The following is an 18,490-nucleotide window of genomic DNA, read 5'->3' on the forward strand; positions in this document are numbered from 1 at the left end:
GGCAGGCTCGTGAGACCCCGGACCACCCATCACGCAGTACTAGCGGGACGAGAGCAGCTGCCATGCACGGGACCCCTCCGACCGGTCGACAGGCCGATCGCCAGAACGCACCGCTCGCCGGATTCACCGTCGGCGTCACCGCCGCCCGGCGCGCCGACGAGCTCGGCGCGCTGCTCCAGCGGCGCGGCGCCACCGTCCTGCACGCGCCCGCACTGCGGATCGTCCCGCTCGCCGACGACAGCGAACTGCTCTCCGCCACCAAGGAGTTGATCGACCACGCGCCCGACGTGGTGATCGCCACCACCGCGATCGGATTCCGCGGCTGGGTCGAGGCCGCCGACGGATGGGGCTTCGGCGAGGCGCTTCTGGAGTGTCTGCGGGGCGTCGAGCTGCTCGCCCGCGGGCCCAAGGTCAAGGGCGCCATCCGCGCCGCCGGGCTCACGGAGGAGTGGTCGCCCTCGTCGGAGTCCATGGCGGAGGTGCTCGACCGGCTCCTCGCGGAGGGCGTCGAAGGGCGCCGCATCGCGCTTCAGCTGCACGGCGAACCGCTGCCCGGCTTCGTCGAGTCGCTGCGCGCCGGGGGAGCGGAGGTCGTCGGCGTGCCCGTCTACCGGTGGATGCCGCCCGAGGACCTCGGCCCCGTCGACCGGCTCCTCGACGCCACCGTCGCGGGCGCCGTCGACGCGCTGACCTTCACCAGCGCGCCCGCCGCGGCGTCCCTCCTGGCCCGCGCCGAGGAGCGCGGCATGTCCGACGAGCTCCTCGCCGCGCTCCGGCACGACGTGCTCTCGGCCTGCGTGGGCCCGGTCACCGCGCTGCCGCTCCAGGACCGCGGCATCGAGACCGTACAGCCCGAACGCTTCCGGCTCGGCCCCCTCGTACAGGTCCTGTGCCACGAACTGCCCGCCCGCTCCCGTACGTTGCCCCTCGCGGGGCATCGCGTCGAGATCCGCGGCCACGCGGTCCTGGTCGACGACGAGCTGCGGCCTGTGCCGCCCGCCGGGATGTCGCTGCTGCGGGCGCTCGCGCGGCGCCCCGGCTGGGTGGTGTCCCGCGCCGAACTCCTGCGCGCGCTGCCCGGCGCCGGGCGGGACGAGCACGCGGTGGAGACCGCGATGGCCAGGCTGCGTACGGCATTGGGCTCGCCGAAGCTCGTCCAGACGGTGGTCAAGCGGGGCTACCGACTGGCCCTCGACCCGGCCGCGGGGTCCGCAGCGGGGTCCAAGTACGCGGAGTGACGGGCCTTGCCGTCCCGGCCCCGCAGTACCAGGGCCCGCGCGAGCAGTCCGATCGCCACGGTGGAGAGCACGGCCCGTACGGCGTTCCAGGCCAGCCACACGTCCTCGAACTTCTCGCGCACGGCGGCCGGATCGGAGATCTTCGCCGGGTCGCCCGCGTCCGCGAGCTCGTCGTTCAGGGGCACGTTCGCGACCGACGTGATCGCGAAGGCCAGGAGATAGACGACGAGCGCCGCAAGGACCCACCGGAACGAGCTCGTTCCCCGCAGCTGCCACGCGGAGAGCGCCGTGAAGAGCAGCGCGCCGAAGAAACTCGCGAAGAACAGCGGGTTGTTGAAGGCGTCGTTCATGTTCTGCATGACCTCGATGAAGACGCGGTCGTCGCTGCGCGCGAGGCCGGGCATCACGCCGCAGGAGAAGATGTAGAAGGTCCCCGCGATCAGGCCCATGGTCACCACGGCCGCCCCCAGAACGGCTCCCGCGCTGCCCTGCCCCCGCCGGTTCGTCTCTCGGTTGTCTCTCATACGACCGAGTCAACCGGCCGGCCGGACGCCCGCCCATGGCTCCGAAGCGCATCCCCATAAGCGGTCGTCTCAGGCCGGGTCGCGGTGGCAGGGGTTCCGCGCCCGCCCGAGGCGAGGCACTGTAAGGGGGAGCACTCACCGGTAACCCCACAAGGCGGTGACACGCGCATGGCACTGGGCATGGACCCGGCCACGTACGAGCTGCGATTCGACTCCGGGCGGAGCTGTCTGGACCTCGTGGCGACGAACCATCCGGCGGAACGGCTCGACACCGTGGACCGGCTGCGTGCCTGGCTCGCGGGTGCCGGGCTCATCCCGGATCGCACGGCCCTGCCGGGAGCGGGGGCGCTCTGGCTGGTGGCCTTCCGCGAACTGCGCTCCAACATCAGCCAGTTGGTGCTAGCGGAACTCGAAGGGCGGTACGCGGAGGCCGCGTTGGCCAGGATCAACACCCTCGCCGCCACCGCGCCGCCGGTCCCGCTCGCGGTACGGCATCCCGACGGCAGCCTGGTCCGCGCCCTGGACGGCGACCCCGGCTGCGCGGCCCTGCTCGCCGCCGTCGCGCGCGACGCCGTGGACCTGCTCACCGACCCCGCCGCCCGGGCCCTGCTCCGCCAGTGCGAGGGCGACAACTGCCCCATCGTGTACCTGGACACCTCACGCGGGCGCCGCCGCCGCTGGTGCTCCAGCGAGGTCTGCGGCAACCGCGAGCGCGTGGCCAGACACCGGCGCCGGGCGGCACTCGCCAGAGCCTGACGCGCCAGCACGAGCCGGCAAGCGCCAGCACGCGCCAGAGCCTGACGCGCCATCAAGAACGCGCCGCGGAAAACTCCTGCGATCTCCGTTGAACGCAACTCCGGCCGCCTACGTAAGTCCAGGGTGAACAGCCGACAAGGCGAAGCCCGAAGCCGACAGGGCGAAGCCCGAAGAAGAGCGGACACCGGAGGCAAGCGTGCGCAAGGATTCCGCCGTGGCCGATGAGCGCCCGCAGGAACGCCCGCACCGACATCGCCTGGTCCCCCGACGCAACGGGCCCGACGAGGAGTTGATGCGCGCCCTCTACCGCGAGCACGCGGGTCCGCTTCTGGCCTATGTGCTCCGCCTGGTGGCGGGGGACCGGCAGCGCGCCGAAGATGTCGTACAGGAAACGCTCATCCGTGCCTGGAAGAACGCCGGTCAGCTCAATCGTGCGACCGGTTCGGTACGCCCCTGGCTGGTGACGGTCGCCCGGCGCATCGTCATCGACGGCCACCGCAGCCGGCAGGCCCGGCCGCAGGAGGTCGACCCGTCGCCGCTGGAGGTCATCCCCGCGGAGGACGAGATCGATAAGGCGCTGTGGCTGATGACACTCTCGGACGCGCTCGAGGACCTGACTCCCGCGCACCGGGAGGTACTTGTCGAGACCTACTTCAAAGGGCGTACGGTCAATGAGGCGGCCGAGACGCTGGGTATACCCAGCGGGACGGTGCGTTCGCGGGTCTTCTACGCGCTTCGCTCGATGAAGCTGGCGCTCGAGGAGCGGGGGGTGACGGCATGAACGAGTCCTACGGACATGACGCGCGGGGCCATGCGGAGGCGGGCGACGTGCACGAGACCGTCGGCGCCTACGCCCTCGGCATCCTGGACGACGCGGAGGCGACGGCCTTCGAGGCACATCTGGCGGGCTGCGAGTTCTGCGCGCACCAGCTGGAGGAGTTCTCGGGCATGGAGCCGATGCTGGCCGCGCTCGCCGACTTCCCCGGACCACGCGGCGTACCGGCGATCGGCGAACAGCTGGCCGCCCGGCCGAGCCCGCGTCTCGCGGACCGCCTGGTGGACGAGGTGTCCGTCAAGCGGCAGCAGAAGCGCAGGCGCGGCATGTATCTGGTGGCCGCGGCGGCGGCGCTTATCATCGGCGGGCCGCTCACGGTCCTCGCGGTGAGCGACGACGGCGGTACGACTGACGTGGCGGGCGAGCCGCACCCCACGAGCCCCGCCGAGGACGCCTTCTTCAACCACATGACCGACAAGACCAAGGCCACGGACCCGAAGACCAAGGTGAGCGCCACGGTCGGCACGGAGGACAAGCCCTGGGGCACGCACGCGGTCCTGGAGCTGAAGAACGTGAAGGGCCCGCTCAAGTGCTCCCTGGTCGCGGTCGGCAAGAACGGCGAGAAGGAGACGGTCACCACCTGGTCGGTCCCGAAGTGGGGGTACGGCATCAAGGACAGCCCGAACAAGTGGTCGCGCAGCCCGCTGTACGTCCACGGGGGCGCCGCGATGGACCGGAAAGAGATCGACCACTTCGAGGTGACCACCTTCGACGGTGATCGACTTGTGGAGGTCGACGCGTAGGAGAAGTGCACACGGGGGTCCCCTTTCGCGTACGGTAGACGGCTGCTCGACAGAGCAGCTGCACGTCCGGAAAGGGGCCTCGGTGGCCGACGTACGCGACCGCGAGATCAGCGTCGAACAAGAACATCTCGACCAGGTCTACCGGCGTCTCGAGGAGAAGATCCACGAGGCCGAGTTCCTGATGACCGACGCGGCCAAGCGCTCCCAGGTCGGCACGCCGGGCGCGCTCGCAGAGCGCGACGCCCAGGTGTTCCGCGCGGGGGTGCACCTCAACCGGCTCAACAACGAGTTCGAGGACTTCCTCTTCGGGCGGATCGACCTGCTGCTCGGCAAGGACGGCAAGAAGGGCCCGGACGGGGCCTACACGTCGGTCGAGCCGGCCGAGGACGCGGTGAGCGAGCAGAACACCGCGGAGATCGCCGAGACCCTGCACATCGGCCGCATCGGTGTCCTGGACGCGGACTACTCCCCGCTCGTCATCGACTGGCGCGCCCCGGCCGCGGCGCCCTTCTACCGCTCGACGCCGGTCGACCCCGGCCGTGTCGTACGCCGCCGGGTCATCCGCTCCAAGGGCCGCAAGGTCCTCGGCGTCGAGGACGACCTGATGCGTCCCGAGCTGACGGCCACCCTGAACGGCGATGCGCTGCCCGTCATCGGCGACGGCGCCCTGATGGCGGCGCTCGGCCAGGCCCGCAGTCACACCATGCGCGACATCGTTGCCTCGATCCAGGCCGAGCAGGACATGGTGATCCGGGCGCCCGCCGCCTCGGTGACGTACGTGGAGGGCGGCCCCGGCACCGGCAAAACCGCCGTGGCCCTGCACCGCGCGGCGTACCTCCTCTACCAGGACCGCCGCCGGTACGCGGGCGGCATCCTCATCGTCTCGCCGACCCCGCTGCTCGTGGCGTACACCGAGGGCGTGCTGCCCTCGCTCGGCGAGGAGGGGCAGGTCGCGATCCGCGCGGTCGGCTCGCTCTCCGACGAGGCCGCGGGGGAGGGGGCCACGGTCTACGACTCGCCCGCGGTGGCGCGGGTCAAGGGCTCGTCGCGGATGCTGCACGTGCTGCGGAAGGCGGCGCGGGGGGCGCTTGAGGCGGGCACGGGCGGCGCGCCCGCCAAGGCCGCCCCTCGGGACGGCCAGCTCGCTTTCGGCGAGGACGACGATGACGACGCGGCCGAGGGACCCAAGACCCCCGTCGAGACCCCCACCCGGCTGCGGGTGGTCGCGTTCGGCCGCCGCCTGGAGTTGGAGTCCGACGCCCTGGGCCGCATCCGGCGCAACGCGCTCAGCGGCACGGCGCCCGTCAACCTGCTGCGTCCGCGCGCCCGCAAGCTCATCCTGGACGCCCTGTGGTCGCAGTCCGGCGCCGCGGGCCGGCACAGCGACCCGGAGCTGGCCGCCGAGCTGCGCTCCTCCTTCGACGAGGACATCACCTCCGAGGACGACTTCATCCGCTTCCTCGACGCCTGGTGGCCCGAACTCACCCCGCGCGCCGTGCTCTCCGCGATGGGCGACGAGCGACGCCTTGGCCGCTGGTCGCGGCGCGTCCTGAACCCGGGAGAGGTGCGCAAGGTCGCCCGCTCCCTCAAGCGCGACGCCCTGTCCGTGCACGACGTGGCGCTCCTCGACGAGCTCCAGTCGATCCTCGGCACGCCGCCCAGACCCCGCAAGAAGAAGGACCTCGACCCCCTCGACCTGCTCACCGGGCTCGACGAACTGATGCCGCAGCGCGAGGAGTCCCAGCGCGAACGCGCCGAACGCCTCGCCGCCGAGCGCACCGAGTACGCCCACGTCATCGTCGACGAGGCCCAGGATCTGACCCCCATGCAGTGGCGCATGGTCGGCCGCAGGGGCCGGCACGCCACGTGGACGATCGTCGGCGACCCGGCCCAGTCCTCCTGGTCCGACCCGGACGAGGCAGCCGCCGCCCGCGACGAGGCCCTGGGCAGCCGCCCCCGCCGCCGCTTCACCCTCACCGTCAACTACCGCAACCCCGCCGAGATCGCGGACCTCGCGGCCAAGGTGCTCGCGCTCGCGATGCCGGGCGCCGAGTCGCCGTCGGCGGTCAGGTCCACCGGGGTGAAGCCGCGGTTCGCCGTCGTACGGGACGGGGACCTCGGCGCGTCGGTGCGCGCGGAGGCGGCGCGGCTGCTCGACCAGGTGGACGGCACGATCGGCGTGGTCGTGGCGATGAACCGCCGCGAGCAGGCGGCCCGCTGGCTCGACGGGCTCGGGGAGCGGGTCGTGGCGCTCGGCTCCCTGGAGGCCAAGGGCCTGGAGTACGACGCCACGGTCGTCGTCTCCCCGGCGGAGATCGCGGACGAGTCCCCGGCCGGCCTGCGCGTCCTGTACGTGGCCCTGACCAGGGCGACACAGCAGCTGACGGTGCTTTCGGGCGAGCGCGACGAGCCGGACGCGGACGGGGTGCCGGACCTGCTCCGCGAATGACTTCGGGGACTTGTCGTGACGGGAATTGCCTTACGGGGATCGTTTGTTACCGTTGATGTGGCACCGGCCCGATCCAAGCCCCCGGGCCCAACCTTCGTCGCTACGAGCGACCACTTGCCGCGAGGCGAGCATGGCGGGTCGGTGTCATAAGCACAGGGAGAGGCCCTCGTCACCACGTGACGGGGGCCTCTTTCGGGTTTCAACCACCGGTTTCCGTTTGCCTCTACCGGCATCCCACAACTTCTCGTATGGTGGAAACTAGTTTCCGAAAAGCTGGTGAACGAAAAGTTCGCAATCCGAGGCGGCTACCACGTACTCAGTGGTAGGTGCGACGATCGGACGGCAAGAGCAACACGGTGAAAGCAGAGGAAGTCGGCCATGGCAACGGCGCCCAGCGTCTCCTACTCGAACACGGTCCGGTTGGAGGTGCCCGCTAGCGGCACCGCGGTCTCCCAGATCACCACGGCCGTCGAGTCCCACGGAGGCTCGGTGACCGGCCTCGACGTCACGGCCTCCGGCCATGAGGCACTCCGGATCGACGTCACGATCGCGGCGACCTCCACGACGCACGGCGACGAGATCGTCGCGCAGCTGCGCACCATCGAGGGCGTCACCGTCGGCAAGGTCTCCGACCGTACGTTCCTGATGCACCTCGGCGGCAAGATCGAGATGGCGTCCAAGCACCCCATCCGCAACCGTGACGACCTCTCCATGGTCTACACCCCGGGCGTGGCCCGCGTGTGCATGGCGATCGCCGAGAACCCCGAGGACGCGCGCCGCCTCACCATCAAGCGCAACACGGTTGCGGTCGTAACGGACGGCTCCGCCGTGCTCGGCCTCGGCAACATCGGCCCGAAGGCCGCCATGCCGGTCATGGAGGGCAAGGCGGCCCTCTTCAAGCGCTTCGCCGACATCGACGCCTGGCCGCTGTGCCTGGACACCCAGGACACCGACGCGATCGTCGAGATCGTCAAGGCCATCGCCCCCGGCTTCGCGGGCATCAACCTCGAGGACATCTCGGCGCCGCGCTGCTTCGAGATCGAGGCACGCCTGCGCGAGGCCCTCGACATCCCCGTCTTCCACGACGACCAGCACGGCACCGCGATCGTCGTGCTCGCCGCGCTGACCAACGCACTTCGCGTGGTGGGCAAGGGAATCGGCGACGTACGGGTCGTCATGTCCGGCGCGGGCGCGGCCGGTACGGCCATCCTCAAGCTGCTCCTCGCGGCCGGTGTGAAGAACGCCGTCGTGGCCGACATCCACGGCGTCGTGCACGCGGACCGCGAGGACCTCGTGGACGCCGCGCCGGACTCGCCGCTGCGCTGGATCGCCGACAACACCAACCCCGAGGGCGCCCGCGGCACCCTCAAGGAAGCGGTCGTCGGCGCCGACGTCTTCATCGGCGTCTCGGCTCCGAACGTCCTGGGCGCCGACGACGTCGCGGCCATGGCGGAGGGCGCCATCGTGTTCGCGCTCGCGAACCCGGACCCCGAGGTCGAGCCCACGATCGCCCGCCAGACGGCGGCCGTCGTGGCCACCGGACGCTCGGACTTCCCGAACCAGATCAACAACGTCCTGGTCTTCCCCGGCGTCTTCCGCGGCCTGCTCGACGCCCAGTCGCGCACCGTCAACACGGAGATGATGCTGGCGGCGGCCGGCGCCCTCGCGGACGTCGTCGCCGAGGACGAGCTCAACCCGAACTACATCATCCCCAGCGTCTTCAACGACAAGGTCGCGGGCGCGGTCGCCGATGCGGTGCGCAACGCGGCGAAGGCCGCCGGGGTGACTGTGACAGCCGCCACGGCCCAGTAGTACGGCGCGTCGCGGAACGCAGGGCCCGCAAAGGCCCTCTAGGGTGGCGTGGAAGCGCGCCCCCGACTGCCACCTTCCAGGGGGCGGTGAAGCCTTTCGTGGGATCTCCCAAGGGTCCCGCGGGACCTCCAAGGGGTCCCGGATTGGCTTTCCCGCCGCAGGTGGGGGCAGGATGCCTTTCTGGGCGCGAGGGTCCGGACGACGGACCCGGGTCCGGGGCCTGACCGAGGACCCTGGCAGCATCGGCTTCGCTGTGCCCATCATGCGGCTCCGCCGCGTGGCACGCCTCAACGGCAAGAAGAACACGGGAGTACAAACATGAACCGCAGTGAGCTGGTGGCCGCGCTGGCCGACCGCGCCGAGGTGACCCGCAAGGACGCCGACGCCGTGCTGGCCGCGTTCGCCGAGACCGTCGGCGAGATCGTTGCCAAGGGCGACGAGAAGGTCACCATCCCCGGCTTCCTGACCTTCGAGCGCACCCACCGTGCCGCTCGCACCGCCCGGAACCCGCAGACCGGCGAGCCGATCAACATCCCGGCCGGCTACAGCGTCAAGGTTTCGGCGGGCTCCAAGCTCAAGGAAGCCGCCAAGGGCAAGTAGCCTCAAGCAGCAAGCAGAAGGGGCGGTCACCCAGTGGGTGACCGCCCCTTCTATGTGCCTGGTGCTACGTGGTGCCGCGTCAGCCGAGCGTGGCCCGGCCCGGCAGCTCCACCTTCGCGCCGAGCTCCACGAGCTTGTCCATGAAGTTCTCGTAGCCGCGGTTGATCAGGTCGATGCCGTGCACGCGGGACGTGCCCTGCGCCGCCAGAGCCGCGATCAGGTACGAGAAGCCGCCGCGCAGGTCGGGGATGACCAGATCGGCGCCCTGGAGCTTCGTGGGGCCGCTGACGACCGCCGAGTGGAGGAAGTTGCGCTGGCCGAAGCGGCAGTCCGAGCCGCCCAGGCACTCCCGGTAGAGCTGGATGTGTGCGCCCATCTGGTTGAGCGCGGAGGTGAAGCCGAGCCGCGACTCGTACACCGTCTCGTGCACGATCGACAGACCCGCGGCCTGCGTCAAGGCGACGACGAGCGGCTGCTGCCAGTCCGTCTGGAAGCCGGGGTGCACGTCCGTCTCCAGGGCGATCGCGTTGAGCGAGCCGCCCGGGTGCCAGAAGCGGATGCCCTCGTCGTCGATCTCGAAGGCACCGCCCACCTTCCGGTAGGTGTTCAGGAACGTCATCATCGAGCGCTGCTGGGCGCCGCGGACGTAGATGTTGCCTTCGGTCGCCAGGGCCGCGGAAGCCCACGAGGCGGCCTCCAGGCGGTCCGAGAGGGCGTGGTGGTTGTAGCCGCCCAGGCTGTCGACGCCGGTGACCCTTATGGTCCGGTCGGTGTCCATCGCGATGATCGCGCCCATTTTCTGCAGGACGCAGATGAGGTCTTCGATCTCGGGCTCGACGGCGGCGTTCGAGAGCTCGGTGACGCCCTCCGCGAGAACGGCGGTCAGCAGGACCTGCTCGGTCGCGCCGACGGACGGGTAGGGAAGCTTGATCTTCGTGCCGCGGAGCCGCTGCGGGGCCTCCAGGTACTGGCCGCCCTCACGCTTCTCGATGGTGGCGCCGAACTGGCGGAGCACCTCGAAGTGGAAGTCGATGGGCCGGCCGCCGATGTCGCAGCCGCCGAGGCCGGGGATGAAGGCGTGACCCAGGCGGTGCAGGAGCGGTCCGCAGAAGAGGATCGGGATCCGCGAGGAGCCGGCGTGCGCGTCGATGTCCGCGACGTTGGCGCTCTCCACGTGCGAGGGATCCATGACCAGCTCGCCCGGCTCCTCACCGGGGCGGACCGTCACGCCATGCAGCTGCAGGAGTCCGCGTACGACGCGCACGTCGCGGATGTCGGGGACATTGCGCAGCCTGCTCGGAGCGCTGCCGAGCAGCGCGGCGACCATGGCCTTGGGCACGAGGTTCTTCGCGCCGCGGACACGGATCTCGCCCTCCAGCGGGGTTCCGCCGTGGACAAGCAGTACATCGTCGGTGACGGTCATGAATCTCGCGTTCCGATTGGATGGACGGGTGGACCAAAGGGCAAGCGTAATGGGCGTGTACCCCCTTCCCGTAAGGCCAAGGGCGTGCGGAACACGTCATGAGTTCGTGACAACACGAACCGTTCGGAACCGGACACTCCGGGTCACCGGCGAAACTGTGCGCTCCGGACGCGCCAGTGCGCCCCTGAGCTGCATTCACTCCTGTACGGGCATTGCCTCCCCCCGCGGGGCAAAGATGCGGGATCATGTCGTTCATGACCGAGGTGTCCTCGCTCACAGGGCGGCTGCTCGTGGCCACGCCTGCCCTGGCGGACCCGAATTTCGACCGCGCGGTGGTGCTGCTCCTCGACCACGACGAGGAGGGCTCACTCGGCGTGGTCCTCAACCGACCCACGCCGGTTGACGTCGCGGACATCCTGGAGGGCTGGGGCGATCTGGCCGGCGCGCCGGGAGTCGTCTTCCAGGGCGGCCCCGTCTCGCTCGACTCCGCGCTGGGGGTCGCGGTGATCCCCGGCGACGAGGGCTCGGCCCCCGGTTCCCGGCCCCGGCCCGTCAGAGGAGAGCCGATCGGCTGGCGCCGCGTGCACGGCGCGATCGGCCTGGTCGACCTGGACACCCCGCCCGAACTCCTCGCCCCCGCACTCGGCTCCCTCCGTATCTTCGCCGGGTACGCGGGCTGGGGCCCGGGCCAACTGGAGGAAGAACTCACGGACGGCGCCTGGTACGTCGTCGAATCAGAACCCGGCGACGTCTCGTCCCCGTCTCCGGAACGCCTGTGGCGAGCGGTGCTGCGCCGCCAGCGCAGCGAACTGGCCATGGTCGCCACGTACCCGGACGACCCGTCGCTCAACTGACGCGTCAGCGCACAAGATCGGTCCGGCGGCTCCACGGAGTCCTTGCGAGGGCCGCGCGTCGGAGCGATGCCCGGACGCCGTCGGCGTAGGTACCCTTGGATGCCATGAGCACTCTTGAGCCCGAGCCCGAGCGCGGGGCAGGTACGGGGACCCTCGTTGAGCCGACGCCGCAGGTGTCGAGCGGTGACGGTGACCACGAGCGCTTCGCGCACTATGTCCAGAAGGACAAGATCATGGCGAGCGCGCTCGACGGTACGCCCGTCGTCGCGCTCTGCGGCAAGGTGTGGGTGCCGGGTCGTGACCCGAAGAAGTACCCCGTCTGTCCCATGTGCAAGGAGATCTACGAGTCCATGAGCGCCGGTGGCGACAAGGACAAGGGCGGCAAGGACGGCGGCAAGAAGTAGCAGCCTCCGGACCGGTCCCCGGCCCTCCTCGCTCAGGGGCGTTGCATGTACCGCAACGCCCCTTTTGCGTTGCGCAACGCCGTGGCAGATTCGCCGCATGACCTTTGAGCAACTCATCCCGGCGCCCGCACGCGCCGAGGGACCGCATTCCGAAGGCTTCATCCTCGACTCCTCGACCGCGCTGCGGGCCGGCCCCGGCACCGAGTCCACCGAACGCTGGCTGCGCGCCACCCTCGGCGCCGCGCTCGGTCTGCCCCTCGCGCCGGGGGAGGGCCAGGGCGTGTCGCTGGAGATCGATGACTCCCTCGCCCCCGAGGCGTACCGGCTCAGCGTGACACCGAGTGGTGTCGAAATCGCCGGCGGTGCCGCCCCCGGCGTCTTCTGGGGGGCGCAGACCCTGCGGCAGCTCATCGGCCCCGAGGCGTTCCGGCGGGCCCCGCTGCGGGCCGCCGGGCGGTACGCCGTTCCGGGGTGCCTCGTCGAGGACAGCCCGCGCTTCGGGTGGCGCGGCATGATGCTCGACGTGGCCCGGCACTTCATGCCCAAGGAAGGTGTCCTGCGGTATCTCGATCTTCTCGCCGCCCACAAGCTGAACGTCTTCCACTTCCACCTCTCCGACGACCAGGGCTGGCGCGTCGAGATCAAGCGCTACCCGAAGCTGACCGAGGAGTCGTCGTGGCGGCCGCGCTCGAAGTGGGGGCACCGCGCGTCCGAACTGTGGAACGACACCCCGCACGGCGGCTACTACACCCAGGACGACATCCGCGAGATCGTCGCGTACGCCCATGAGCGGCACATCGCCGTCGTACCCGAGATCGACATCCCCGGGCACTCGCAGGCCGCCATCCACGCCTATCCGGAACTCGGCAACACCGACGTCGTCGACACCGCGTCGCTCGGCGTCTGGGACAGCTGGGGCGTCAATCCGAACGTCCTCGCGCCGACCGAGAACACCCTCCGTTTCTACGAGGGGGTGTTCGAGGAACTCCTCGAACTCTTCCCCTCCACCTTCATTCATGTCGGCGGCGACGAATGCCCCAAGGACCAGTGGAAGGCCTCGCCCACCGCGCAGGCCCGCATCAAGGAGCTCGGGGTCGGTGACGAGGACGGGCTCCAGAGCTGGTTCATCCGGCACTTCGACTCCTGGCTGACCGCGCGCGGCCGCCGTCTCATCGGCTGGGACGAGATCCTGGAGGGCGGCCTCGCGGAGGGCGCCACCGTGTCCTCCTGGCGCGGATACGGGGGCGGCATCGCGGCGGCCAAGGCAGGTCACGACGTCGTCATGTGCCCCGAGCAGCAGGTGTACTTGGATCACCGTCAGCACGGCGGCCCCGACGAGCCCGTGCCCATCGGCTTCGTCCGCACCCTGGAGGACGTGTACCGCTTCGAGCCGGTGCCGCCGCAGCTCACCGAGGAAGAGGCCAGGCACGTGCTCGGCACGCAGGCCAACGTCTGGACCGAGGTGATGGAGTACCACGCACGCGTGGACTACCAGGTGTTCCCGCGTCTCGCCGCCTTCGCCGAGGTTGCCTGGAGCACGCTGCCCGAGCCCGCCGAGCGTGACTACGCGGACTTCGAGCGGCGAATGACCGGGCATTACGCGCGACTTGACGCACTCGGCGTCGACTACCGCCCGCCGGGCGGCCCGTTGCCGTGGCAGAAGCGTCCGGGGGTGCTCGGACGCCCGATCGAGGGGGCGCCCCCGAACAGGTGAGGCATACCCCGTAGTCCGTGTGTCGGGCCGCCCGCGCTGGGAGCGTGGGCGGCCGGACCAAAGGCGGACAAGGGTCACCGAAGAGTGGCAATTCCCGCTGACCGGCGAGGGAGTGCGAAAACGGTTCATCTCCCAGGACTGCGGACGAATGACTCCTAGCGGACCCCCGCGCCGGGGGCCGGGGAAGATGTGCCAGAGTTGCCACGTCCGGGCTGTGAGCACGTACCGTACGGCGGAACAGGCGTAACGGTGGGAACGGCGAGAACGCCGCCGGGCATCGGGAAGGGGCAGCCGGTTTGACCACGCACGCACCGCAGGCGGCGCAGCACGCGCAGACGGCGAAGCTGCCTGGGACATTGGACGAGGCCGTCGAGGCGCTCGCCGCGATGCCCGCCGCCGTGCCCGTGGCCGGCGGCACCGACCTCATGGCCTCGGTCAACGCGGGCCTCCTGCGCCCCGCGGCGCTCGTGGGCCTCGGCCGTATCAGCGAGATCCGCGGCTGGCAGTACCAGGACGGCCACGCGCTGCTCGGCGCGGGCCTGACCCACGCGCGCGTCGGGCGGCCCGATTTCGCGGCCCTGATCCCGGCCCTCGCCGCGGCCGCGCGCGCGGCGGGACCCCCGCAGATCCGCAACGCGGGCACCCTCGGCGGCAACATCGCCACGGCGGGGCCCACCGGCGACACGCTGCCCGTCCTGGCCGCCCTGGAAGCCGTGCTCATCATCGCGGGACCCGGCGGCGCACGCCGCGAGGTTCCCGTCTCACATCTGCTCGCGGGGATGGACATGCTCCGCCCCGGCGAGCTCATCGGCTTCGTACGGCTGCCGCTCCTGCACGCCCCGCAGGTCTTCCTGAAGGCGACGGGACGGACCGGACCCGGCCGCGCCACCGCGTCCGTCGCGCTGGTTCTTGACCCCGCGCGGCGCGGGGTGCGCTGCGCGGTCGGCGCCGTCGCGCCGATGCCGCTGCGGCCTCTGGAGGCCGAGCAGTGGGTCGCGTCGCTGATCGACTGGGACGGCGGGCGGACGATCGTGCCGGAGGCGCTCACCGCCTTCGGCGAGTACGTCGCCGCCGCCTGTATCCCCGATCAGCCACCGGCGGAGGACGGCTCCCCGCAGCCGCTGCCGCCCGCCGTACTGCACCTGCGGCGCACCGTCGCCGCGCTGGCCCGACGAGCACTGGGGAGGGCGCTGTCGTGAGCGACGAGCAGAACAACAACGGCGGCTGGCAGCCGCATCCGCAGGGCGAGTACGACTCGGACGCCACGGCCTTCGTGCAGTTGCCGGAAGGCGCGCTCGACTCCTTCGACCACTCGCCGCTCGCCGCGCCCGGACACGGCTACGTGCCGCCGCAGATAACGGTCACCCCGACGACCGCCGACGCGACGGACCCGGCCGCCACCGGCGTCTGGGCCATGCCGCCCGAGGTGACCGGCGTCCAGAACGTGCAGTGGCCGGCCGCGGGCGAGGTGCCCGAGCCCGCCGGTCACGACGGCCGTGACGTACAGGAGCACGCGTACGACCCGCGGGCCACCGGGCAGTGGAGCTTCCACGAGGCGGAGGAGCACGCGCCCGCCGCCCCTGCCCCGGCCGATGTCACGGGCCAGTGGTCGATTCCCGTCGCCAATGGTGATCTTCCGGATGAATCGGGCGAGTTCACCGCGTCCTCGCTCGCCGCGCAGTGGGGCGGTACGCCGCCCGCGACGCTGCCGGGCGGCGCCGCGGCGCCGTGGGCGACCGGAGGTGCGGGCGCGGGCGCGCCGTGGTCGGAGCCGGCGCAGCAGCCGCACGTCGAGCCGCAGCCGCACGCGGAGCCGCAGCAGTACGTCGAGCACGAGCAGTACGCCGAGCCCGATCCGTACGGCCATCCGCAGCACCAGCACCACCAGCAGCACGTCGAGCCGCAGCACCACGAGCCCGTGGTGCCCCCCGAGCCGTTCGTCCCCGAGGCGCCGGTCGCGCCCGAGATGCACGTGACGGTGCCTGAGGCGCCCGTGGTGCCGGAGCCGGACCCGGAGCCCGAACCGGAGCCCGAACCGGAGCTCGAAGCCGAGCCCGAAGCCGAAGTAGAAGCCGAGGCCGCCCCCGAAGCCGAAGCGGAGGCCGCCCCCGAGGAAGCTCCGGAAGCCGCCCCCGAAGCCGCTCCCGAGGAAGCCCCGGAAACCGCTCCCGAGGAGCCCGCCGCCACCGTTCTCGGCGACGAACACCCCCTCTGCTCGTACGTCCTGCGCGTGAACGGCGCCGACCGCCCCGTCACCGACGCCTGGATCGGCGAGTCCCTGCTCTACGTCCTGCGCGAGCGCCTCGGCCTCGCGGGCGCCAAGGACGGCTGCTCGCAGGGCGAGTGCGGTGCCTGCAACGTCCAGGTGGACGGCCGTCTCGTCGCCTCCTGCCTGGTGCCCGCGGCCACCGCCGCCGGAAGCGAGGTCCGCACCGTCGAGGGCCTCGCCGTCGACGGCAGACCCTCCGACGTGCAGCGGGCGCTCGCCGCCTGCGGTGCCGTCCAGTGCGGCTTCTGCGTGCCGGGCATGGCGATGACCGTGCACGACCTGCTCGAAGGCAACCCCGCCCCGTCCGACCTGGAGACCCGCCGCGCCCTGTGCGGCAACCTGTGCCGCTGCTCCGGCTACCGCGGCGTGCTCGACGCCGTGCAGGAGGTGGTCGCCGAGCGTGAGGCGTCCGCGTCCGCCGCCGAACCGTCGGACCAGGGCGACCCGGCGGGCGAGGCGCGCATCCCGCACCAGGCGGGCCCCGGCGCCGGAGGGGTCAACCCGGCGGCGCAGGACGGAACGTACGAAGGACCTTACGGCCAGGACGGAGGCCAGGCGTGAGCAACGAAGCCGCGGCGCACACCGCGACCGCCGTGGAGACGCAGCCCGGCCCCGAGCCGCTGCCGCACGGCATCGGCGCCTCGCTGCCGTCCGCCGAGTCCCGCGCCAAGACGGAGGGGACCTTCCCCTACGCGGCCGACCTGTGGGCGGAGGGGCTGCTGTGGGCGGCCGTCCTGCGCTCGCCGCACGCGCACGCGCGCATCGTCTCCATCGACACGTCCCAGGCGCGCGAGATGCCGGGCGTGCGCTCCGTCGTCACGCACGAGGACGTGCCCGGCGAGGGGCTGCACGGCCGCAAGACCGCGGACCGTCCCGTCTTCGCCTCCGACGTCGTACGCCACCACGGCGAGCCCATCGCCGCCGTGGCCGCCGATCACCCCGACACGGCGCGGATGGCCGCCGCCGCCATCTTCGTCGAGTACGAGGTGATGGAGCCGGTCACCGACCCCGAGAAGGCGTTCGCGGCCGAACCCCTGCACCCCGACGGCAACCTGATCCGGCACATCCCGCTGCGGCACGGCGACCCGGAGGCGGCGGGCGAGCTCGTCGTCGAGGGCCTCTACCGCATCGGCCGCCAGGACCCGGCGCCGATCGGCGCCGAGGCGGGGCTCGCGGTGCCGCGTCCGGACGGCGGCGTGGAGCTGTACATCGCCTCCACCGACCCGCACGCCGACCGCGACATGGCCGCGTCCTGCTACGGCATCGACCCGGACATCGTGAAGGTCGTCGTGACCGGAGTCCCCGGCGCGACCGCCGACCGCGAGGACGCCAGCTTCCACCTCCCGCTCGGCCTGCTCGCGCTGACCACCGGCTGCCCCGTGAAGCTCACCGCGACCCGCGAGGAGTCCTTCCTGGGCCACGCCCACCGCCATCCGACGCTACTTCGCTACCGCCATCACGCGGACGCGGAGGGCAAGTTGGTGAAGGTGGAGGCGCAGGTCCTGCTCGACGCCGGGGCGTACGCGGACACCTCATCGGACGCGCTCGCCGCGGCCGTCTCCTTCGCCTGCGGTCCGTACGTGGTGCCGAACGCCTTCATCGAGGGCTGGGCGGTGCGCACGAACAACCCGCCCTCCGGACACGTCCGGGGCGAGGGTGCCATGCAGGTGTGCACGGCGTACGAAGCCCAAATGGACAAGATCGCAAAGAAGTTGGGCATCGACCCGGCGGAGCTGCGGCTGCGCAACGCGATGGCCACCGGCGACATCCTGCCCACGGGCCAGACGGTGACCTGCCCGGCCCCGGTGGCCGAACTCCTCGGCGCCGTACGGGACTTCCCGCTGCCCGAGCTGCCCAAGGACACCCCCGAGGACGAGTGGCTGCTGCCCGGAGGGCCCGAGGGCGCGGGCGAACCGGCGGCGGTGCGCCGCGGCGTCGGCTACGGCCTCGGCATGGTCCAGCTCCTGGGCGCCGAAGGCACGGACGAGGTCTCCACGGCCACGGTGAAGGTCCACGACGGCGTCGCCACGGTCATCTGCGCGGCGGTCGAGACGGGCCAGGGCTTCTCGACGCTCGCCCGGCAGATCGTCCAGGAGACGCTCGGCATCGACGACGTCCGCGTGGCCCCCGTCGACACGGACCAGCCCCCGGCGGGACCGAGCTGCCACGGCCGTCACACGTGGGTGTCGGGCGGTGCGGTGGAGCGCGCGGCGAAGATGGTCCGCACGCAGCTCCTCCAGCCCCTGGCCCACAAGTTCGGGATGTCCACGGAGCTGCTCCAGATCACCGACGGCAAGATCACTTCGTACGACGGGGTGCTCAGCACGACGGTGACGGAGGCGATGGACGGCAAGGAACTGTGGGCCACCGCCCAGTGCCGCCCGCACCCCACCGAGCCCTTGGACGAGGCCGGGCAGGGTGATGCCTTCGTGGGCATGGCGTTCTGCGCGATCCGCGCGGTCGTGGACGTCGACATCGAGATCGGTTCCGTACGGGTCGTGGAGCTCGCGGTCGCCCAGGACGTGGGCCGCATCCTGAACCCGACCCAGCTGAAGGTGCGTATCGAGGCGGGCGTCACGCAGGGCGTCGGCGCGGCGCTCACGGAGAACCTGCGCACGCCGCGCGGTCTGGTCCGCCACCCCGACCTGACGGGATACGCCCTGCCGACGGCCCTGGACACCCCCGACATCCGCATCGTGAAGCTGGTGGAGGAGCGGGACGTGGTGGCTCCCTTCGGCGCGAAGGCGGCGAGCGCGGTGCCGGTCGTGACGACTCCGGCGGCGGTGGCGTCGGCGGTGCGCGCGGCCACCGGGCGCCCGGTGAACCGCCTCCCGATCCGCCCGCAGGCGGCGGTGGCGACGTGACGGCG

15 protein-coding genes are annotated in these 18,490 nt (G+C 71.6%); 13 read left to right on the forward strand and 2 right to left on the reverse strand.

Features of this window, described 5'->3' with window-relative positions; genetic code table 11:
* The first annotated feature begins 62 nt into the window (after positions 1–62).
* On the forward strand, positions 63–1,238 hold the full coding sequence (locus tag ABZ906_RS29090) for a uroporphyrinogen-III synthase (RefSeq protein ID WP_361186763.1): 1,176 nt from the start codon (positions 63–65) through the stop codon (positions 1,236–1,238).
* Here the strand turns inward: ABZ906_RS29090 and ABZ906_RS29095 are convergent.
* Positions 1,178–1,762: an anthrone oxygenase family protein gene (locus tag ABZ906_RS29095; RefSeq protein WP_361186761.1), complete on the reverse strand. Its 585-nt coding sequence runs from the start codon at positions 1,760–1,762 to the stop codon at positions 1,178–1,180. The genes ABZ906_RS29090 and ABZ906_RS29095 overlap by 61 nt on opposite strands.
* 168 nt (positions 1,763–1,930) lie before the next feature.
* Here ABZ906_RS29095 and ABZ906_RS29100 point away from each other — a divergent pair, with 168 nt between their 5' ends.
* The 6 genes from ABZ906_RS29100 to ABZ906_RS29125 all read left to right on the forward strand — a co-directional run bounded on the left by ABZ906_RS29100 (position 1,931) and on the right by ABZ906_RS29125 (position 8,957).
* Positions 1,931–2,518, forward strand: a complete 588-nt coding sequence (locus tag ABZ906_RS29100) for a CGNR zinc finger domain-containing protein (RefSeq protein ID WP_361387635.1) — start codon at positions 1,931–1,933, stop codon at positions 2,516–2,518.
* Between the two features lie 196 nt (positions 2,519–2,714).
* Positions 2,715–3,299, forward strand: coding sequence for a sigma-70 family RNA polymerase sigma factor (locus ABZ906_RS29105; RefSeq protein WP_190080178.1), 585 nt, complete (start codon positions 2,715–2,717; stop codon positions 3,297–3,299).
* Entirely contained in the window at positions 3,296–4,096 is an 801-nt protein-coding gene (locus ABZ906_RS29110) for a zf-HC2 domain-containing protein (protein ID WP_361186756.1), read from the forward strand. Before ABZ906_RS29105 ends, ABZ906_RS29110 begins: the two co-directional genes overlap by 4 nt.
* An 82-nt stretch (positions 4,097–4,178) precedes the next feature.
* The gene (locus tag ABZ906_RS29115) at positions 4,179–6,545 is read left to right on the forward strand and encodes a UvrD-helicase domain-containing protein (RefSeq protein ID WP_361387638.1); all 2,367 of its coding nucleotides are present in this window, start codon (positions 4,179–4,181) and stop codon (positions 6,543–6,545) included.
* A 378-nt stretch (positions 6,546–6,923) separates the two neighbouring features.
* Positions 6,924–8,357: an NAD-dependent malic enzyme gene (locus ABZ906_RS29120; RefSeq protein ID WP_361186752.1), complete on the forward strand. Its 1,434-nt coding sequence runs from the start codon at positions 6,924–6,926 to the stop codon at positions 8,355–8,357.
* A gap of 318 nt (positions 8,358–8,675) precedes the next feature.
* Entirely contained in the window at positions 8,676–8,957 is a 282-nt protein-coding gene (locus ABZ906_RS29125) for an HU family DNA-binding protein (protein ID WP_016645140.1), read from the forward strand.
* Between the two features lie 79 nt (positions 8,958–9,036).
* Here the strand turns inward: ABZ906_RS29125 and murA are convergent, their stop codons facing one another.
* Positions 9,037–10,380: a UDP-N-acetylglucosamine 1-carboxyvinyltransferase gene (gene murA / locus ABZ906_RS29130; protein ID WP_361186749.1), complete on the reverse strand. Its 1,344-nt coding sequence runs from the start codon at positions 10,378–10,380 to the stop codon at positions 9,037–9,039.
* Positions 10,381–10,625: 245 nt separating this feature from the next.
* Here murA and ABZ906_RS29135 point away from each other — a divergent pair, with 245 nt between their 5' ends.
* From ABZ906_RS29135 to ABZ906_RS29160, 6 genes are all read left to right on the forward strand, one after another.
* Positions 10,626–11,234, forward strand: a complete 609-nt coding sequence (locus ABZ906_RS29135; RefSeq protein WP_361186747.1) for a YqgE/AlgH family protein — start codon at positions 10,626–10,628, stop codon at positions 11,232–11,234.
* Between the two features lie 104 nt (positions 11,235–11,338).
* Positions 11,339–11,638, forward strand: a complete 300-nt coding sequence (locus tag ABZ906_RS29140; protein ID WP_361186746.1) for a DUF3039 domain-containing protein — start codon at positions 11,339–11,341, stop codon at positions 11,636–11,638.
* A 97-nt stretch (positions 11,639–11,735) separates the two neighbouring features.
* Positions 11,736–13,352, forward strand: a complete 1,617-nt coding sequence (locus tag ABZ906_RS29145; RefSeq protein ID WP_361387641.1) for a beta-N-acetylhexosaminidase — start codon at positions 11,736–11,738, stop codon at positions 13,350–13,352.
* A gap of 296 nt (positions 13,353–13,648) precedes the next feature.
* A complete protein-coding gene (locus tag ABZ906_RS29150) occupies positions 13,649–14,551 on the forward strand; it encodes an FAD binding domain-containing protein (protein ID WP_361186740.1) in 903 nt (300 codons plus the stop codon).
* The gene (locus ABZ906_RS29155; RefSeq protein WP_361387644.1) at positions 14,548–16,182 is read left to right on the forward strand and encodes a (2Fe-2S)-binding protein; all 1,635 of its coding nucleotides are present in this window, start codon (positions 14,548–14,550) and stop codon (positions 16,180–16,182) included. The genes ABZ906_RS29150 and ABZ906_RS29155 overlap by 4 nt, the downstream gene beginning before the upstream one ends.
* Complete coding sequence (locus tag ABZ906_RS29160) at positions 16,179–18,485, forward strand: molybdopterin cofactor-binding domain-containing protein (protein WP_361387647.1); 2,307 nt, start codon at positions 16,179–16,181, stop codon at positions 18,483–18,485. Before ABZ906_RS29155 ends, ABZ906_RS29160 begins: the two co-directional genes overlap by 4 nt.
* Positions 18,486–18,490 lie beyond the last annotated feature (5 nt).

It is taken from the genome of Streptomyces sp. NPDC046925 (assembly GCF_040644915.1).
Lineage (GTDB): Bacteria > Actinomycetota > Actinomycetes > Streptomycetales > Streptomycetaceae > Streptomyces.

What these genes read in the sequence shown, in the direction of transcription:
- ABZ906_RS29090 (WP_361186763.1), top strand. Translation starts at nt 63, where the DNA reads ATGCACGGGACCCCTCCGACCGGTCGACAGGCCGATCGCCAGAACGCA.
- ABZ906_RS29095 (WP_361186761.1), bottom strand. Translation starts at nt 1,762, where the DNA reads ATGAGAGACAACCGAGAGACGAACCGGCGGGGGCAGGGCAGCGCGGGA.
- ABZ906_RS29100 (WP_361387635.1), top strand. Translation starts at nt 1,931, where the DNA reads ATGGCACTGGGCATGGACCCGGCCACGTACGAGCTGCGATTCGACTCC.
- ABZ906_RS29110 (WP_361186756.1), top strand. Translation starts at nt 3,296, where the DNA reads ATGAACGAGTCCTACGGACATGACGCGCGGGGCCATGCGGAGGCGGGC.
- ABZ906_RS29120 (WP_361186752.1), top strand. Translation starts at nt 6,924, where the DNA reads ATGGCAACGGCGCCCAGCGTCTCCTACTCGAACACGGTCCGGTTGGAG.
- ABZ906_RS29125 (WP_016645140.1), top strand. Translation starts at nt 8,676, where the DNA reads ATGAACCGCAGTGAGCTGGTGGCCGCGCTGGCCGACCGCGCCGAGGTG.
- murA (WP_361186749.1), bottom strand. Translation starts at nt 10,380, where the DNA reads ATGACCGTCACCGACGATGTACTGCTTGTCCACGGCGGAACCCCGCTG.
- ABZ906_RS29135 (WP_361186747.1), top strand. Translation starts at nt 10,626, where the DNA reads ATGTCGTTCATGACCGAGGTGTCCTCGCTCACAGGGCGGCTGCTCGTG.
- ABZ906_RS29140 (WP_361186746.1), top strand. Translation starts at nt 11,339, where the DNA reads ATGAGCACTCTTGAGCCCGAGCCCGAGCGCGGGGCAGGTACGGGGACC.
- ABZ906_RS29145 (WP_361387641.1), top strand. Translation starts at nt 11,736, where the DNA reads ATGACCTTTGAGCAACTCATCCCGGCGCCCGCACGCGCCGAGGGACCG.